The following is a 16550-nucleotide window of genomic DNA, read 5'->3' as shown; positions in this document are numbered from 1 at the left end:
CTTGTGATCATTTTCTTACCGCTCACCAGCGTGGTGCAGCGCAATAAGCTAGAATGAACGTCCTTCGGGCCCGTCCGAGCTGTCGAGTCGATTCCATGAACGCCCCCGCACAACTGCATACCCTGCTTGCCGACAACGCCCCCGCGCGCCTGCGCGAGATCCCGTACAACTACACCTCGTTTTCCGATCGCGAAATCGTGATCCGCCTGCTGGGTGAGTCGTCGTGGCGGCTGCTCGACGAGCTGCGCGGGGCGCGCCAGACCGGGCGCTCGGCGCGCATGCTCTACGAGGTGCTGGGCGATATCTGGGTCGTGCGCCGCAATCCGTATTTGCAGGACGACCTGCTGGACAACCCGAAGCGCCGCCAGAAGCTGATCGACGCGCTGCACCACCGCCTGGGCGAAGTCGACAAGCGCCGCCTGAGCGTGGACGCGGCCGGCGACGACGATCTCGACGCCGCGGCCAGCCGCAACGCCGCCGTCGAACAGCTGCTCGACGCCGCGCGCGCCGCGGTCGACGCCTTCGGCCTCGAGTTCCGCACCATGTACGACCTGCGCAAGCGCGCCCTGCGCGTGCTGGGCGCCTATACCGACAAGCGCAACATCCGCTTCGACGGCATGCACCGCATCTCGCACGTCACCGACGCCACCGACTGGCGCGTCGAGTATCCCTTCCTGGTGCTGGTGCCGGACTCGGAAGAAGAAATGGCGGGCCTGGTCAAGGGCTGCATCGAACTGGGCCTGACCATCATCCCGCGCGGCGGCGGCACCGGCTACACCGGCGGCGCGATTCCACTCACGCCGATGTCGGCCGTGATCAACACCGAAAAACTGATCGGCATCGGCGAAGTGGAAATCACCCGCCTGCCGGGCGTGGACCGCGAATACGCGACCATCCATACCTACGCCGGCGTGGTCACCCAGCGCGTCTCGCAGGCGGCCGAAAAGGCCGGCTTCGTGTTCGCGGTCGACCCGACCTCGGCCCACGCCTCCTGCGTCGGCGGCAACATCGCCATGAACGCGGGCGGCAAGAAGGCCGTCTTGTGGGGCACGGCGCTGGACAACCTGGCCTCGTGGCGCATGGTGGACCCGAACGGCGACTGGCTGGAAGTCACGCGCATGGACCACAACCTGTCGAAGATCCACGACGCGCCGGTCGCCACCTTCAAGCTCGAATGGACCCATCCCACTCCGCGTGGCGTGGCCAAGGGCGCGCCTTTCCGCACCGAGACGCTGGCCATCGAGGGCAAGCGCTTCCGCAAGGAAGGCCTGGGCAAGGACGTCACCGACAAGTTCCTCTCCGGCCTGCCGGGCATCCAGAAAGAGGGCACCGACGGCTTGATTACCTCGGGCCGCTGGATCCTGCACAAGATGCCGAAGTTCACGCGCACCGTGGCGCTGGAATTCTTCGGCCAGGCGCGCGACGCGATCCCGTCGATCGTCGAAATCACCAACTATCTCGACAGCCTGCCGAAGAACGGCGACCCGGCCTTCGCCACGCTGCGCCTGGCGGGCCTGGAGCACCTGGACGAGCGCTACCTGCGCGCGGTCGGCTATGCCACCAAGTCCAAGCGCGGCGTGCTGCCGAAAATGGCGCTGTTCGGCGACATCGTCGGCGACGACGAGAACGCGGTGGCGATCGCCGCCTCGGAAGTGGTGCGCATCGCGAACACCCGCGTGGGCGAAGGCTTCGTCGCCGTCAGCCCGGAAGCGCGCAAGAAGTTCTGGCTCGACCGCGCCCGCACCGCGGCGATCGCCCGCCACACCAACGCCTTCAAGATCAACGAAGACGTGGTGATTCCCTTGCCGCGCATGGGCGAATACACCGACGGCATCGAGCGCATCAACGTCGAGCTGTCGATCAAGAACAAGCTGCAGCTGGCCGGCGAACTGCTGGCCTACCTGTCGAACGAGCACCTGCCGATCGAGAAGAGCGACGACGCCACCGACGCGGTCGACCGCGCCGAGATCCTGGGCGACCGTCCGCAGCAGGCGATGGCGCTGATGGCGCAGGTGCAGGCGCGCTGGAGCTTCATCCTGGCCAACCTGGACGCGCCGCTGGGCGAGGTGCGCGGCAAGCTGGACGAACTCGGGCTGGACAACCTGTCGTCCACGCTCGATGCCCGGATTGGGACCCAGCTTGACGCGACCCTGTTCGACGTGGTGCAGGACCACACCATCCGCGTCTCGTGGAAGCAGGACGTGCGCGCGCCGCTGCGCCAGATCTTCAACGGCGCCGCCTACAAGTGCATCCTCGACGAAGCCACGGCGATCCACAAGCGCGTGCTGCGCTCGCGTGTGTTCGTGGCGCTGCACATGCACGCCGGCGACGGCAACGTGCACACCAACCTGCCGGTCAACTCGGACGACTACGCGATGCTGCAGGACGCCCACAAGGCGGTCGAGCGCATCATGAAGCTGGCCCGTTCGCTGGACGGCGTGATCTCGGGCGAACACGGCATCGGCATCACCAAGCTCGAATTCCTGAAGGACGAAGAGATCCAGGAATTCCGCGACTACAAGCTGCGCGTGGACCCGGAAGGGCGCTTCAACAAGGGCAAGCTCCTGAACCTGGAAGGCGCCCACGCCGACCTGCGCAACGCCTACACGCCGTCGTTCGGGCTGATGGGCCACGAGTCCTTGATCATGCAGCAAAGCGATATCGGCGAGATCGCCAACAGCATCAAGGACTGCCTGCGCTGCGGGAAGTGCAAACCGGTCTGCACCACCCACGTGCCGGAAGCGAACCTGCTGTATTCGCCGCGCGACAAGATCCTCGCCACCTCGGCCCTGATCGAAGCCTTCCTGTACGAGGAGCAGACCCGGCGCGGCGTGTCGATCCGCCACTGGGAAGAATTCGAGGACGTCTCCGACCACTGCACCGTGTGCCACAAGTGCGTCACGCCATGCCCGGTCGACATCGACTTCGGCGACGTCTCGATGAACATGCGTAACCTGCTGCGCAAGATGGACAAGCGCAGCTTCAAGCCGGCCAACCGCGCGGCCATGTTCTTCCTGAACGCGACCGACCCGACCACCATCAACGCCACCCGCAAGGTGATGGTCGACTGGGGCTACAAGGCCCAGCGCATGGGCAACCAGCTGCTGCGCGGCTTTGCCAAGCCGCAGGTGGAAGCGCCGCCCCCGACCACCGGCAAGGCGCCGGTGCGCGAGCAGGTGATCCACTTCATCAACAAGAAAATGCCGGGCAACCTGCCGAAGAAGACGGCGCGCGCACTGCTCGACATCGAGGACGACAAGGTCATCCCGATCATTCGCAACCCCAAGGCCACCAACGCCGACACCGAAGCCGTGTTCTACTTCCCGGGCTGCGGTTCCGAGCGCCTGTTCTCGCAGGTGGGCCTGGCGACCCAGGCGATGCTGTGGGAAGTCGGTGTGCAGACCGTGCTGCCGCCGGGCTACCTGTGCTGCGGCTATCCCCAGCGCGGCGCCGGCCAGTACGACAAGGCCGACAAGATGGTGACGGATAACCGCGTGCTGTTCCACCGCATGGCCAACACGCTGAACTACCTCGACATCAAGACGGTCGTGGTGTCGTGCGGTACCTGCTACGACTCGCTGGCGAACTACGAGTTCGACAAGATCTTCCCGGGCTGCCGCCTCATCGACATCCACGAATACCTGATGGAGAAGGGCGTGAAGCTCGAGGGCGTGTCCGGCACCCGCTACATGTACCACGACCCCTGCCACACGCCGATGAAGATGCAGGATTCGCTCAAGACCGTGAACGCGCTCGTCAGCACCTTCGACAATGTGAAGATCGAGAAGAACGACCGCTGCTGCGGCGAGTCCGGCACCTTTGCCGTGAGCCGTCCCGACATCGCCACCCAGGTGCGCTCGCGCAAGCAGGGCGAGATGGAGAAGGGCGCCGACAAGCTGCGCGCCGACGGTTTCGACGGCGAAGTCAAGATCTTGACCAGCTGCCCGTCCTGCCTGCAGGGCCTGTCGCGCTACAACCATGATTCCGGCACCACCGCCGACTACATCGTGGTGGAGATGGCCAAGCACCTGCTGGGGGAAAACTGGCTGCCAGACTACGTGGCGCGCGCCAACAACGGCGGCATCGAAAGGGTGCTGGTATGACCGAGCAAGGCTGCGAACTGTGCGAACTGGCCGTGCCCGTGGCCTGGGCCGGCCCCAAATTCAGCGTCATCGTCGTCGACGACGCCAACTATCCCGGCTTTTGCCGCGTCGTCTGGCGCGAGCATGTGCGCGAGATGAGCGACCTGGCCCAGGAAGACCGCCTGCTGCTCAACGACGCCGTGTACCGGCTCGAACTGGCCGTGCGCGAAGTCATGCAGCCGCTGAAGGTGAACGTGGCCAGCCTGGGCAACGTGGTGCCGCACCTGCACTGGCACGTCATTCCGCGCTATGCGGACGACGCCCATTTCCCGGCGCCGGTGTGGGCCGCGGCCGCACGCCAGACCGACCAAGCGATACTGGCCGCCCGCCGCGCGTTGCTGCCGGAACTGGCCGGCGCCATCGCCCGCCGTTTTAACCAATAAGAGGAGTCTGCATGCCCAATCCACTTGATCTGACGGTGCGCCAGAAATCGCGCGTGCTCGAAATCGCCTTCGACGACGGCAGCGCCTTCTCGATCCCCTTCGAATTGATGCGCGTGTACTCGCCCTCGGCAGAAGTGAAGGGCCACGGCCCCGGCCAGGAAGTGCTCCAGCTGGGCAAGCGCGAGGTCGGCATGCTGGGCCTGGAGCCGGTCGGGAACTACGCCGTCAAGCCCGAATTCGACGACGGCCACGCCAGCGGCATCTTCACCTGGGATTACCTGTACAAGCTGGGCAGCGAGCAGGCGAAGCTCTGGCAAGCCTATATGGAGCGCCTGCATGCGGCGGGCTTCGCCGGCGACAGCGGCCGCGAACCCGGCGCCGTCCTGCCTGGCACGAGCGCGGCGCCAAAGTCCGGCTGCGGCCACAGCCACTGACCGAACGAAACAACACGCCATCCCCAAAAACAAAGAGCACATCCGAAGATGTGCTCTTTTGCTGCGCGCTGCCCGCCGGGCGGGCAAGGCCCTTAAGCTGCTGGCTGGATGTTCGAAGCCTGCTTGCCTTTTGGACCGGTGGTGACCTCGAAGGTCACGCGCTGGTTCTCGGCCAGCGACTTGAAGCCGCTTGCATTGATTGCCGAGAAGTGCGCAAACAGGTCTTCACCGCCGCCGTCCGGGGTGATAAAACCGAAACCTTTTGCATCATTGAACCATTTTACGATACCAGTCGCCATGTCATTCTCTCTTGTTAGTTTGTCTGTTTGTTCGCCCTGCCAGCGAACCTTCGGACATACTGACCAGTGGCGCGCTCAACATTGCAAACTTGATTATAGAGAGAATTTGTTAAAACGGAAGCAAGATTTTTGAATCGTGCGCACCGTCAACGAAATGCCACAGCCGCCACTCCCCGGACGGCTGTGTTTGCCCTTAGAACGAGAAGGGCACCCGAACCGTCAGCGAGACGTCCGGCGTGTCGCGCGTCACGCCGGCACCCACCGCCACGTTCAGCGAACGCTTCTCGTTGAAGCGGTAGGAATAGCCAAGCAGCAGGGTACCGAGCTGGGTACGCACCGCCCCGGGCACCGTGTTGCCGTTCTGCTTCATGCGGCCCACGGTGCTGTGGTCGTAGCCCAGGCTCAGCGACGCCTTGTCGTTGAGCGCCAGGCCCATGCCGAAATTGAAGCCGATGATGCCGCCAGGGGCCAGTTCGCCCAGCGGCTCGCGCTCGCCGTTGCGCACCAGGCGCGTGACGTTGTCGCGCTTGAAGTTGTGCAGGTAGCTGATGTTGCCGAAGAAAACAGCCGGATCGGACGGGAACAGCCAGGTCAGGCTGCCCTGCAGCGTATTGAAGCCCGAGCCGGTCGGCAGCGTCAGGGGCAGGCCGGTGCCCGTGACGTTGTCGCCGATGCAGCGCGTCTGGCAGTCGGTCACGACTTCGAAGGGGCTGCGGCCGGTGGTCGACTTGTAGCGCAAGCCGCCGATGTAATAGGCCTTGTCCGGGCCGCCTGCGTTGAGCTGGTAGCGTCCCGCCACTTCGACGTCGCCGATGGCCTTGCCGCTGGTCTCGAAGACCCGCTCGACCGCGGTGCCGGTGAAGATCTCGCGGCTGACGGTGGCGTCCGAACGGTAGACGTAAGGCAGCTTGACCTCGACTTCCATCCGGTTGTTCAGGCCGGTACGCGCGGTGAGGGCGCCGGTGAAGGTATTGCGCTTGACCTCGCGCACGTCCACCAGGCCGATCAGGAGCGCCGGGATCACCGTGTAGCCGACCAGCGCCACGCGGTTGCTCGACGAATAGCCGAACTGCACCGAGGGCTCCAGGATGTATTTGCCGCGCGGCGTGAGCACGCCCGGCGCCTCGAACAGCGGCGCCACTTCGGGCGGGCGGCCGTCGCGCGGCGAGCGCGTTGCATTGTTCTGCGCCTGCGCCTGGGCCTGGTTCGGGGCGCGTGCCGCCTGCGCTGGGGCCTGGCCGCCGATCGGGCCCGGCGTCGAGGGCGGCGGATTGGTCGGCGGGTTCTGTGGCAGCGTGGCCGGCACCACGCCGTTCTGGCCGCCGGTGCCGCGCAGTTCCGACAGCAGGACGTCGTCGGCGCGCGCCGGCAAGCCCTGGGTATCGGCAATGGCCCGTTCGGGGACTGCGCCGCGTTCTTCGATGCGGTCGATCTTGGTCTGCTGGGCCTGCAGTTCGCGCATCAGCTTGTTGACCAGTTCGCGCTGCGCGGCCAGTTCGGCCTTGAGCGTGGCCATTTCCTTGCTTTGGTCGGTTTCAGTGGCAGGGGCCTGCTGGGCGAGCGCGGCCGGGGCCAGCAGCATGGCGGCCAGCCCGGCAGCGCCAAGGCGCGCGGCGTGAATGTGCATCCGTTTCTCCATCGGCTATGTTAACGATATTGCAATATTACAGGCTTCCAGCCGAGCGCACGACTGCATCACGAATAGTTGAGTGAAAATTCAGGTCCTTGATCAGCGCCATGCTGTTGACGGTCGAGGTGATCGTCGTATGGGCGCGGATGGTCTGGTCATTGAGGCTGTTCTGGATCAGCGTCGCGCCATTGGGCAGGCCGAGGTCGCCCGGCGCGATATTGTTGCCGCCGAGCTGGATCAGCTGGGAGCTGCCGAGCGCGGCGCGCGCCTGCAGCAGTTGGCTGGCGTTCATGGTCGCCATGTCCGCGATCGCGACGTTGGTGCGCGACAGCACTTCGCCATTGACCGAGACCACGCGCTCGATCCCGAGCGACAGGTTCAGGCCGCCGGGGAGGTCGAAGCCGCCGCGCTGCTGCTCGAGGGTGGCGGCATCGACCGCTTTCCAGCTGTCGACCGGGGCGCCCGCCTGGGCCAGGGCTGCGCCGCAGGCTCCGGCCAGCAGCGTGGCCAGCATGGCCCGGCATGCATGTGTGAGCCATTGCATGGTGAATCCTTTTTAAAAGTCGCCAGGGCCGAATTTCGGCAAACTCTGGCTGTACTGTTCCTGGTTGATGCCATTGCCGAGCGGCGCACGCGGGGCGGCGCGCCAGTCCTCGGCGCCATTGAAGGCAACCTTTCCAGGGAATTTATGCACCACGAACAGCAGCTTGTTGGCCCACAGTTCATGGAAACGCTCGCGCGTGACCGAGCGGGTGCCCGTGGACGGATCGCCCAGCAGGATGCGGCCGTCTTCGGCCCCCTTGATCACGACAAAATGGTTGTAGCCGCGGTCGGTAATGAGCACGATCGCCGGCAGCTTGGCCTCGAGCAGCTTGTCCAGCGGCTGCTGGAAGCCGTCGCCGACGAAGCCGCGGGTGGCCAGGAAGCGTTTCATGTCGAGCATGGAAAAGCCCTGCTGGCGGATCTTGGCCTGGTCGCCCGTGGAGAACATCTGCTCGAACACGGCTTTTTCCGTAACCGGTGTGCCGTAGTGGTAGGTCAGCAGGGTGGCCAGTGCGGCCGAGCCGCAGGAAAAATCGAATTGCTGGCGGGTGGTGTTGCGGAACTTGATGTCCTTGAGGCTGGTAACCGGCACCGTGACCCGATTTCCGACCGCCAGCTCGAGAGCCGAGGCCTGGCAGCCGGGCGCCAGCAACAGGCCGCACAGGGCGGCGCTGAGGGCTAGATGCTTGTTCATGGCTTCATGCTTATTGCAAACGCAGGTTGATGGTGGTGGCGCTCTGGATCAGCACGTTCGAGCCGCTGTTCTGGATCACGACCGGCAAGCCCTGCGAATTCGCGAACGAACCACTGTCGATCACATTGTTGCCGCTGACCGTGTTGATGGCCGTGTTGTTGCCGACCGTACCGCCCAGTACGGATTCGGTGTGGACGGTGTCGTCCTTGCCGGTGGTGCCGGCCAGGCGTTCGGTGGCTGCCGCCTCGCCCCAGGCATCGACGCTGCTGCGCGCTGCAGGGGCGACGTTTACTTCAGACAGAAAACTGACCTTGACCGGGAGCTTTTCCGGGTCGGCGGCCTGGACCGCCAGCGGGAGCGCGACCAGCGCAGCCAGCAGATATCGGTTCACAGGTTTCATACGTTCTCCTTTGAAAACCACCGCGCGGCAGGTGCCGCGCGGTGGTAGTTACTGCATTACTGCATACCGCGCGTGAGGCTTACTGGCCGGTGGCGCCCGACGAACCGACTGCCAGGTTCGACTGGACGTTGACGCTTTGCTGGATCAGCGACGAGAAGCCGTTGTTCTGGCTGATCACCGAGACGCCGGCCGCCGACTGGGCGATGTTCGACATCGAGTTCGACATGTCGAACACGCCGGTGCTCACGGTCTGGGTGCCGCCGTTGCCGCCGGTGCCCGCGCCGCCTGCGCCGCCCATGCCTTCACCGCCGGTGTTGGCGCCGCCCGCACCGCCTGCACCTGCCATGGTCGAGCCGCCTGCACCGCCCGCGCCGCCGGCGCCGCCGGTAGCCGAGCCCGAGGTGTTGGCGCCGTTCGAAGCGTCGCCGTTGCTGGTCGAGCCGCCTGCACCGCCGGCGCCGGCCATGTTCGAAGCCGCGCCGCTGGCTGCACCCGCGCCGCCTGCGCCGCCTGCTGCACCGGCGCCGCCGGTCGAGGTGCCCGAAGCGCCTGCGCCGCCGGTCGAGGTGCCGGCTGCGCCTGCACCGCCTGCGCCGCCTTCACCACCGGTGCCCGAGGCGCCTGCGCCGCCGGTCGAGCTCAAGGCTGCGCCTGCGCCGGCCGTGCCGCCGGTCGATGCGCCGCCTGCCGCACCGGCGCCGCCGGTGTTCGAAGCGGTGGCGCCTGCGCCGCCAGCCGCGCCTGCGCCGCCCATCGAATCACCTGCGGTGTTCGAGTTGGCGCCGCTCGTTGCGGTGCCTGCGGTGCTGGTGCCGCCGGTCGAGGTGGCCGCGCCGCTGGCGCCGCCGGTGGTGCCGTCCGAGCCAGGCATGCCGCCCGCGCCCGACGATGCGCCGGTGTCGCCGTTCGATGCACCGCCTGCGTTGGCGCCGTTCGATGCGGTCAGGGTCGAGCCCGACGACATGCCGCCTGCACCGCCCATGCCGCCGGCGCCGCCGGTGGACATGCCGGTACGGCCGCCTGCGCCGCCTTCGCCGGCGTTCACGTTACCGTTGCTGCCGCCGTTGCCGCCAGCCAGCGAACCGGTGCCGCCGCCCATGCCGCCGTTGGCTGCGCCACCTGCTGCACCGGCGCCGCCTGCGCCGCCGGTTGCACCCGAGCCGCCGCCCATGCCGCCGGTGGCAGCCGACGAGCCGCCCGCGCCGCCCAGGCCGCCAGCCGCACCGCGGCCGCCGTCGCCCGAGGTCGCGCCGCGCGCCAGGCCGCCGTCGCCGCCGGCTGCGCCGGAAGCGTTGCCGACCGACGAGGTGCCGTTGGAGGCATAGCCGCTGGTCGCGCCGGCGCCAGCGCCGCCTGCCGCACCTGCTGCGCCGTTGGCCGAACCGCCCGATGCGCCGGCGGCGCCGCGTGCGTTGCCGCCCATGGCGTCGCCGCCGCGTGCGCCGGAACCGGAAGCGCCGTTGGCGTTGCCGGTGTTGTAAGAGGAGTTGCCGATGTCCGAAATGCTGTTGCCGCTGACGTTGCCGGTCAGGGTGCTGGTCGAGCTGGCGGTCGAGGTGTTGAACGAGTTCGCCACCGACGAGCTTGCGGTGCCCATGTTGTTGGCGGATGCGGCGCCCAGGCCGCCGGCCATCGCGTCGCCCGAGCTGCGGTTCTGGCCCGACGAGTCGCGCGAGCTGCTGTCGGTGGTGGTATTGGTGTTGGTGCGAGTATCAGTGCGCGTGCTGCTGTCGGTATTCGTGTTGGTGCGAGCGCTGTTGTCGGTGTTGGTCGTGGTGTTCGTACGGGTGCTGTTGTCCGAACGATCGGTCGTCGAAGTTTGGGTGTTACCGCCACGGACGTTGTTCACCGAGTTGCCGTCTTGTGCGTGTGCCATGCTGAATGCGAAGGCGATTGCGGTCGCCAGAATAGTGCGCTTCATCTGATACTCCCCTTTGTGTGTCACTGATAAAAAGTTGATATGCCCGGTGTCAATATGACAACCGGTCCATCCCTCTATTAGCAGTTAGCGTGCCAGCTTCGCTCCTCCACGCAAGTCTTTGATTAAATTGATGGTTTTGACAGATGGTAAACTTGTAGGAGGTTGTTGATGAGGCAATTCAACAACTCCAGAGATAAGTGTCACAGGCTTGAGACAGTTGTAACGGTATTGTCACGAGACTGTATCAATTCGTGAGCAATTCCCGGGGCGAGCTGATGCAGCCCGCCTGGTGGCGGCAGTACAGTAAGTAGGACAAGGGAGCAGGTTTTCAGCGCGCTGCGGGGCAGCAAGCGGGGAGATGCGGGAACTAGCGGGGAGAAGCGCGACAAGCCTGGCGGCAGTGCGCGGAAATCAAGGCGCGATCGAGTGTTTGGCCATCAGGCGGTAAAGCGTCATGCGCGAGACACCGAGGTCGCGCGCGGCCTGGCTGATGTTGTTGCCGCAGCGGGCCAGGCTGTTCCAGATGGCGTTGCGCTCGGCACTGCCACGGGTCGTGTCGAGCACGTCGCGCAGGATGATCGCATCGTCGCCGCCTTGCAGCTCCAGGTCTTCCGGCATGATCAGGCGATGCTCGGCCAGCACCATGGCGCGCCGCATGCGGTTGATCAGCTCGCGGATATTGCCGGGCCAGTCGTGCTGGTTCATGGCGCGCATGGCTTGCTTGCTCACGCCCTTGAGTTGCGGGCTCTTTTCGTCGGCAAATTTGTCAAAGATGAGCTCCGTCAGCAGGGGCAGGTCGTCCTTGCGCTCGCGTAGCGGCGGCACCCGGATCGGGAACACGCTCAGGCGGTAATACAGGTCTTCGCGGAAGCGTCCCGCAGCCACGGCCTTGGGCAGGTCGACGTGGGTGGCGGTGATCACGCGCGCATCGACGGAAATCGTGCGGGTGCCGCCGACGCGGTAGATTGTGCGTTCCTGCAGAAAGCGCAGCAGGCTGGCCTGCAGATCGAGCGGCAGGTCGCCGATTTCGTCGAGGAAAATGCTACCGCCCGAGGCTGCCTCAATCAGGCCCTGTTTTTCTTTCGCTGCGCCGGTAAAGGCGCCGCGCTCGTAGCCGAACAGTTCCGAATGGATGAGCGAGGGTGGAATGGCCGCGCAATTGATCGCAATAAACGGCCCAGCGGCGCGCGGCGACTGCGCGTGGATTTCCTGCGCGGCCAGTTCCTTGCCGCTGCCGCTTTCGCCCGAGATGAGCACGGGCGCATCGACCGCGGCGATCTTGTCGATGTGGGCGCGCAGGCGGCGAATGGCCGCCGACTGGCCGTCGATATGGCGGGCGCCGGCCTTGCGCTTGTGCGGCGGCGTACCCTTGACGAGCATGGCCATGCCATGGGCGTGGCCGAGCGAGTGGTGCAGGCGCACGGTGTCGACCGGCCGGGTATGGAAGTCGCACAGATGGGTGGCGATGGCATGGCGCAGCTGCGGACGGTGCAGCACGTCGGAACCGAACACGCCGATCCAGCGGATGTGGTGATGCTGTTGCAGGAAGCGTTCGGTGTCGTCGTGTTCGAGGCTGCCATTGCCGTCGAGCAGCAGCCCGACCGCGTAATGCTGCTGCGCCAGGACCTTGCGCGCGGCCTGGAAGCTGTCCACCGTGCATACGTCCCAGCCCCGCAGATCGCCGCAGGCGGCGTGCACGCCCGCTTTGCCCTCATTCGTTATGCATAACAGTCGTTTCACCGACACCATATACCTCGTTTATTCTTGGTTATTGTTTGGCAATGCGGACGGCGCTTGGCGGCCGGGGGGCGGGTTTCTCTAACGGAATTGCCCGCAGTGGTGCCGGTTCGTATCCGGCAACGTATGACGATTATTTAACCAGAATTAGCAACTTTCCGGCGCACGGCAATTGCCGAGTTGGTAATCTGCATCGCAAAAATTCCATCAGGAATCAATGCCTTACGGAATGTCTTTACGTGCAGACGCTTGCGCCAGCAGGGCTACCAGTGTCTCGATCCGGTAGGGTTTGGCAAGCACCTGGACGCCGGGCACGCCGGATTGCTGGTTGCTGTAGCCGGTGGCCAGCACCATAGGCAGGGCGGGATACTGTTGGCGCACGATCGCGGCCAGATCGATGCCGCTGACCGAGCCGGGCATGACGATATCGGAGAACACCACGGCAGGCCGGGCGCCGCCGTCGAGCAGGGTGACGGCCTGGTCGCCGTTGTCGGCGCAAAGCACGTCGAAACCGCACTCCACGAGTGCTTGCGTGACCGCATCGCGCACCAGGGGGTCGTCTTCGACGAACAGCACCTGGCCCCGGGCGCGTGGGAGAGCGGGCGCCCCCACGCCATCGTGGCGCGGCTGGGAGAGTTGTGCGCGCGTGCGCGGCAGGTAGAGCGTCGCCCGCGTGCCGGCCCCGGGTGCGCTATCGAGCACCAGCAGGCCTTGCGACTGTGCGGCAAACGCGTAGGCCTGCGGCAGGCCCAGGCCGGTGCCCTGGCCCGGCGCCTTGGTCGTGTAGAACGGATCGAGGGCGCGCGCCAGCACCTCCGGCGCCATGCCGCTGCCATTGTCCTGCACGCTGACGCCGACATAGTCGCCCGGCGCCAGTCCGGCAGGCAGCTGCGCCGGTGCCAGGTTGTGCGCTTCGATGCGCAGCAAGCCGCCGCGCGGCATGGCGTCGCGCGCATTCATGGCCAGGTTCAGCAGCGCCAGGTCGAATTGCAACGGCTCGACCGTCACCGGCCAGGCGTCGTCGTCGCAGTCGAGCTCGAGCACGATATCGTCGCGCAGCGCTCCCGCAATCAGATGCCGCGCACTGCGCAGCTGTGCGCCTGTATCCACTGTCTCCTGGCGCGCTTCCTGAATCCGTCCGAAGGCGCCGAGCTGGTTGGTCAGCGTCGCGGCGCGCTGCACGGTTTTCCTGCAGGTCTGGACCAGCTGCAGCACCTTCTGCTGGGTGGCGGTGAGCTCGGCCAGCTGCAGCGCCGTGCTCAGGGTCTGCAGGAGGTTGTTGAATTCATGGGCAATGCCGCCGGTAAGCCGCCCCAATGCTTCCAGTTTCTGGGCCTTGAGCAGCGCGCCCTGCACACGCTCTGTAGTAGCGACCGCCTCTGCGACGCGTTGCTCGAGCTCCTGCTGGGAGTGGCGAATCTGGCGGCCGGCCTCGGCCATGCGCCGCGCCACGTTGTCGATCTCGGCGATGCCGTGGTGACGGTAGGGAGTTTCTTTTCCATGGCTGAGTTCGTCAGCAATACGGCCCAGGTATTCGATTGGCCCGATGGCGCGCCGGGCCAGCCATCCGGCCGCGAGCACGCCGGCGACCAGTAGGGCGGCCATCATTGCGCCCAGCAAGGCCGCAGCGCGCAGGGGGAGGCGGCGGATTTCGCTGTTGGGTATGCTGACGAGCACCTTCCACTCCGATACCGGGACGGTCGCGAAGAAAGCGCGCACGTCGGTACCGTCGAGCGTACGGCTGGCCGAACTGCCTTCCTTGCGGGCATTGATGCGCCCATGGGTTCCGGCGCTGATCGGCTTGCCGAGGAAACGCGCTGCTTCGCGCGAGCGTGCCATGACCCGGCCCTGGCGGTCGACCAGGGTGGCAATCCATTCGCTCCGAAAATCGTGCAGTTCGAGCAGGCTCTGCAGTGTCGCGACATTGATTCCCATGAGCAGGTGATAGCGCAGGCGGCCGTCGACCATGACCGGCACCTGGATAGTGTAGTCGAAGCGCTTGCCAATCGGCGCCATGAACATGTCGGAGACAATGGCCTGGTCCAGCCCTAGCCTACGCATCAATTCGCCCACGTTCGAGGAACGTGCCTGTGGCAGGGCCGCACCGAAGGGACGGCGCGTATTGAGCAACTGGCGACCCTCCAGGTCCGCGAGCACGACCACCGTTTCTCCACCGGGCGCCACGCGGCGTGCGAAGCTGTGGAAGGTTTCCAGGTCGCCTTCCTGCAGCGTGGACGCGTTGGCCAGCGTTCGGAGAATGCCCGTATGGGTTTCCAATTCGTTGTTGACCAGCAGCGCAAAGGCGCGGGTAACTTCCGCAACGCCCTGCATCTGCGACTTCTGTTCCTCGTGGTAGACATAGGCGACCGCCAGCGCCGCTGCAATGAAAGAGGGCACCAGAACGGCAAGCACGAGGAGTTGAAGACGCGTCCGGATGCGCATGGGTGCAGACATGGAGATTAGATTTGATTGATTTGGGTATTATATAGCAGGCAACATTTTTTTCCCGCCGGACCTGCTTTTGTGTGGCGGGACAGGCACCGGGTCAACGCGCGAGGCGGAATTGGAGCAGCTTGTATAATGTTGGCAACCTACCACCGCCCCCATATATGACGAATACCACCCACTTCGGCTACAAGACTGTCGCCGAGGACCAGAAGGTCCAGGAAGTCGCCAAGGTCTTCCATTCGGTCGCCGCCAAATACGACGTCATGAACGACCTGATGTCGGCCGGCCTGCACCGCGCCTGGAAGATGTTCACGATTGCCCAGGCGGGCGTGCGCCCGGGCTTCAAGGTGCTCGACATTGCCGGCGGCACGGGCGACCTGGCCAAGGCGTTTGCGCAGCAGGCGGGACGCACGGGTGAAGTCTGGCTCACCGACATCAACGAGTCGATGCTGCGGGTCGGCCGCGATCGCCTGTTGAATAAGGGCCTGGTGACCCCAACTCTGTTGTGCGATGCCGAGAAGCTGCCGTTCCCGGACAATTATTTCGACCGCGTCAGCGTGGCTTTTGGTTTGCGCAACATGACGCACAAGGACCAGGCGCTGGCCGAGATGCGCCGCGTGCTCAAGCCCGGCGGCAAGCTGCTGGTGCTGGAATTCTCGAAGGTCATCGCGCCGCTGCAAAAACCGTACGACGTGTACTCGTTCTCGGTGCTGCCTTGGCTGGGACAGAAGATTGCCGGCGACGCCGAGAGCTACCGCTACCTCGCCGAGTCGATCCGCATGCACCCGGACCAGGACACGCTCAAGACGATGATGATCGATGCGGGGCTGGAGCGGGTCCAGTATCACAACCTGACGGCGGGTGTGGCGGCACTGCACACCGGCATCAAATTGTAATTATTAGGAAGACGATCATGAAAAAATTCCTGGCTACGATGCTGTTGGCGGTCACCGCCGTGTCGATGATTGCGGAAGCGACCGCGCGCCCGATGGGCGGCAAGCGCTCGATCGGGCGCCAGTCGCAATCGGTGCAGCGCATGCCGGCCCCGGCGCCGGCGCCCGCCCCGGGCTTCCAGCAGCGCCAGCCTTCGGCCGTGCCGGCCACGGCCGGCGCCGCGGGCGCCGCCGCTGCCGCGCGCACCGCTCGCCCGAGCATGTGGAAGGGCATCCTGGGCGGCGCCCTGCTGGGCCTGGGCCTGGGCGCGCTGCTCTCGCACCTGGGCATCGGCGGCGCCCTGGCCAGTGCGATCTCGGCCATCCTGATGATCGGCCTCCTGGTCCTGGCCGTGATGTTCATCGTGCGCATGTTCCGCCGCAAGGACACCCCGGCCAACCCGGCCTTTGGCGGCTATGCCAATCCGCAGCCGGCCGGCGCCGCCGCCGGTTCGGTGGCCACCCCGGAAATCGGTTCCGGCCTGCGCCAGCCGGTGGGCTTCCAGGGCCAGCAAGCCCAGGGCGGCGTATCCCTGAATAAAGCGGGCGCGGCAAGCGGCGTGGCGCACAACCAGTGGGGCGTACCGGGCGACTTCGACCAGGCGGCCTTCCTGCGCCACGCGCAAGCCTCGTTCATCCGCATGCAGGCAGCCTGGGACCGCGGCGACACCAACGACCTGCGCGAGTTCACCACGCCGGAAGTCTTCGCCGAGCTCAAGATGCAGATCCAGGAGCGCGGCAACGTGGCCGACTTCACCGACGTGGTGAGCATCGACGGCCAGCTGCTGGGCATCGAGACCACCGCCACCGACTACCTGGCCAGCGTGCAGTTCAACGGCATGATCCGCACCGCCCCGAACGCGCCGGCCGAGCCTTTCGTGGAAGTGTGGAACATGTCCAAGCCGCTGTCGGGCCAGAGCGGATGGGTCCTGGCGGGCATCCAGCAGCTTCACTAAAGTATTATTTTTCAGTAAAGTTTCTGCGCTG

General features: G+C 65.7%; 13 protein-coding genes. 5 read left to right on the top strand and 8 right to left on the bottom strand.

The window, feature by feature from the left end:
- The first annotated feature begins 95 nt into the window (after positions 1 to 95).
- Genes AC3XQU_RS11755 through AC3XQU_RS11745 form a run of 3 tightly spaced genes read left to right on the top strand, consistent with a single transcriptional unit; the run spans position 96 to position 4959 of the window.
- The gene (locus AC3XQU_RS11755) at positions 96 to 4103 is read left to right on the top strand and encodes a DUF3683 domain-containing protein (protein ID WP_489874350.1); all 4008 of its coding nucleotides are present in this window, start codon (positions 96 to 98) and stop codon (positions 4101 to 4103) included.
- Positions 4100 to 4525 (top strand): HIT family protein, encoded by a 426-nt coding sequence (locus AC3XQU_RS11750; protein ID WP_489874349.1) that lies wholly within the window; start codon positions 4100 to 4102, stop codon positions 4523 to 4525. Before AC3XQU_RS11755 ends, AC3XQU_RS11750 begins: the two co-directional genes overlap by 4 nt.
- A gap of 11 nt (positions 4526 to 4536) precedes the next feature.
- Positions 4537 to 4959: a gamma-butyrobetaine hydroxylase family protein gene (locus AC3XQU_RS11745; RefSeq protein WP_489874348.1), complete on the top strand. Its 423-nt coding sequence runs from the start codon at positions 4537 to 4539 to the stop codon at positions 4957 to 4959.
- Positions 4960 to 5051: 92 nt separating this feature from the next.
- Here the strand turns inward: AC3XQU_RS11745 and AC3XQU_RS11740 are convergent, their stop codons facing one another.
- The 8 genes from AC3XQU_RS11740 to AC3XQU_RS11705 all read right to left on the bottom strand — a co-directional run bounded on the left by AC3XQU_RS11740 (position 5052) and on the right by AC3XQU_RS11705 (position 14580).
- Entirely contained in the window at positions 5052 to 5258 is a 207-nt protein-coding gene (locus AC3XQU_RS11740; RefSeq protein WP_489874347.1) for a cold-shock protein, read from the bottom strand.
- A gap of 193 nt (positions 5259 to 5451) precedes the next feature.
- Positions 5452 to 6885 (bottom strand): hypothetical protein, encoded by a 1434-nt coding sequence (locus AC3XQU_RS11735; RefSeq protein ID WP_489874346.1) that lies wholly within the window; start codon positions 6883 to 6885, stop codon positions 5452 to 5454.
- 37 nt (positions 6886 to 6922) lie between these two features.
- Positions 6923 to 7432, bottom strand: a complete 510-nt coding sequence (locus tag AC3XQU_RS11730; protein ID WP_489874345.1) for a hypothetical protein — start codon at positions 7430 to 7432, stop codon at positions 6923 to 6925.
- A gap of 12 nt (positions 7433 to 7444) precedes the next feature.
- Entirely contained in the window at positions 7445 to 8125 is a 681-nt protein-coding gene (locus AC3XQU_RS11725) for a C39 family peptidase (protein WP_489874344.1), read from the bottom strand.
- A gap of 10 nt (positions 8126 to 8135) precedes the next feature.
- Positions 8136 to 8525 (bottom strand): hypothetical protein, encoded by a 390-nt coding sequence (locus AC3XQU_RS11720; RefSeq protein ID WP_489874343.1) that lies wholly within the window; start codon positions 8523 to 8525, stop codon positions 8136 to 8138.
- Positions 8526 to 8604: 79 nt separating this feature from the next.
- Positions 8605 to 10446: a hypothetical protein gene (locus tag AC3XQU_RS11715; protein WP_489874342.1), complete on the bottom strand. Its 1842-nt coding sequence runs from the start codon at positions 10444 to 10446 to the stop codon at positions 8605 to 8607.
- Between the two features lie 411 nt (positions 10447 to 10857).
- Complete coding sequence (locus tag AC3XQU_RS11710) at positions 10858 to 12195, bottom strand: sigma-54 dependent transcriptional regulator (protein WP_489874341.1); 1338 nt, start codon at positions 12193 to 12195, stop codon at positions 10858 to 10860.
- 210 nt (positions 12196 to 12405) lie between these two features.
- Entirely contained in the window at positions 12406 to 14580 is a 2175-nt protein-coding gene (locus AC3XQU_RS11705) for a hybrid sensor histidine kinase/response regulator (RefSeq protein ID WP_489874340.1), read from the bottom strand.
- Positions 14581 to 14792: 212 nt separating this feature from the next.
- On the opposite strand from AC3XQU_RS11705, the gene ubiE reads away from it, so the two are divergent.
- Together ubiE and AC3XQU_RS11695 are read left to right on the top strand one after the other, a co-directional pair.
- Positions 14793 to 15527 (top strand): bifunctional demethylmenaquinone methyltransferase/2-methoxy-6-polyprenyl-1,4-benzoquinol methylase UbiE, encoded by a 735-nt coding sequence (ubiE, locus tag AC3XQU_RS11700; protein WP_489874339.1) that lies wholly within the window; start codon positions 14793 to 14795, stop codon positions 15525 to 15527.
- Positions 15528 to 15544: 17 nt separating this feature from the next.
- Complete coding sequence (locus AC3XQU_RS11695; protein WP_489874338.1) at positions 15545 to 16519, top strand: Tim44 domain-containing protein; 975 nt, start codon at positions 15545 to 15547, stop codon at positions 16517 to 16519.
- The last annotated feature ends 31 nt before the right edge of the window (positions 16520 to 16550 follow it).

It is taken from the genome of Telluria sp. AZSoR62, assembly GCF_058111565.1.
Note: the sequence above shows the minus strand (reverse complement) of the source record. Positions and strands in the feature narration are given on the sequence as shown.

Excerpts from the sequence above, each read along its gene's own strand:
- AC3XQU_RS11755 (WP_489874350.1), top strand. The coding sequence starts at position 96 with ATGAACGCCCCCGCACAACTGCATACCCTGCTTGCCGACAACGCCCCC.
- AC3XQU_RS11750 (WP_489874349.1), top strand. The coding sequence starts at position 4,100 with ATGACCGAGCAAGGCTGCGAACTGTGCGAACTGGCCGTGCCCGTGGCC.
- AC3XQU_RS11745 (WP_489874348.1), top strand. The coding sequence starts at position 4,537 with ATGCCCAATCCACTTGATCTGACGGTGCGCCAGAAATCGCGCGTGCTC.
- AC3XQU_RS11740 (WP_489874347.1), bottom strand. The coding sequence starts at position 5,258 with ATGGCGACTGGTATCGTAAAATGGTTCAATGATGCAAAAGGTTTCGGT.
- AC3XQU_RS11735 (WP_489874346.1), bottom strand. The coding sequence starts at position 6,885 with ATGCACATTCACGCCGCGCGCCTTGGCGCTGCCGGGCTGGCCGCCATG.
- AC3XQU_RS11730 (WP_489874345.1), bottom strand. The coding sequence starts at position 7,432 with ATGCAATGGCTCACACATGCATGCCGGGCCATGCTGGCCACGCTGCTG.
- AC3XQU_RS11725 (WP_489874344.1), bottom strand. The coding sequence starts at position 8,125 with ATGAACAAGCATCTAGCCCTCAGCGCCGCCCTGTGCGGCCTGTTGCTG.
- AC3XQU_RS11720 (WP_489874343.1), bottom strand. The coding sequence starts at position 8,525 with ATGAAACCTGTGAACCGATATCTGCTGGCTGCGCTGGTCGCGCTCCCG.
- AC3XQU_RS11715 (WP_489874342.1), bottom strand. The coding sequence starts at position 10,446 with ATGAAGCGCACTATTCTGGCGACCGCAATCGCCTTCGCATTCAGCATG.
- AC3XQU_RS11710 (WP_489874341.1), bottom strand. The coding sequence starts at position 12,195 with ATGGTGTCGGTGAAACGACTGTTATGCATAACGAATGAGGGCAAAGCG.
- ubiE (WP_489874339.1), top strand. The coding sequence starts at position 14,793 with ATGACGAATACCACCCACTTCGGCTACAAGACTGTCGCCGAGGACCAG.
- AC3XQU_RS11695 (WP_489874338.1), top strand. The coding sequence starts at position 15,545 with ATGAAAAAATTCCTGGCTACGATGCTGTTGGCGGTCACCGCCGTGTCG.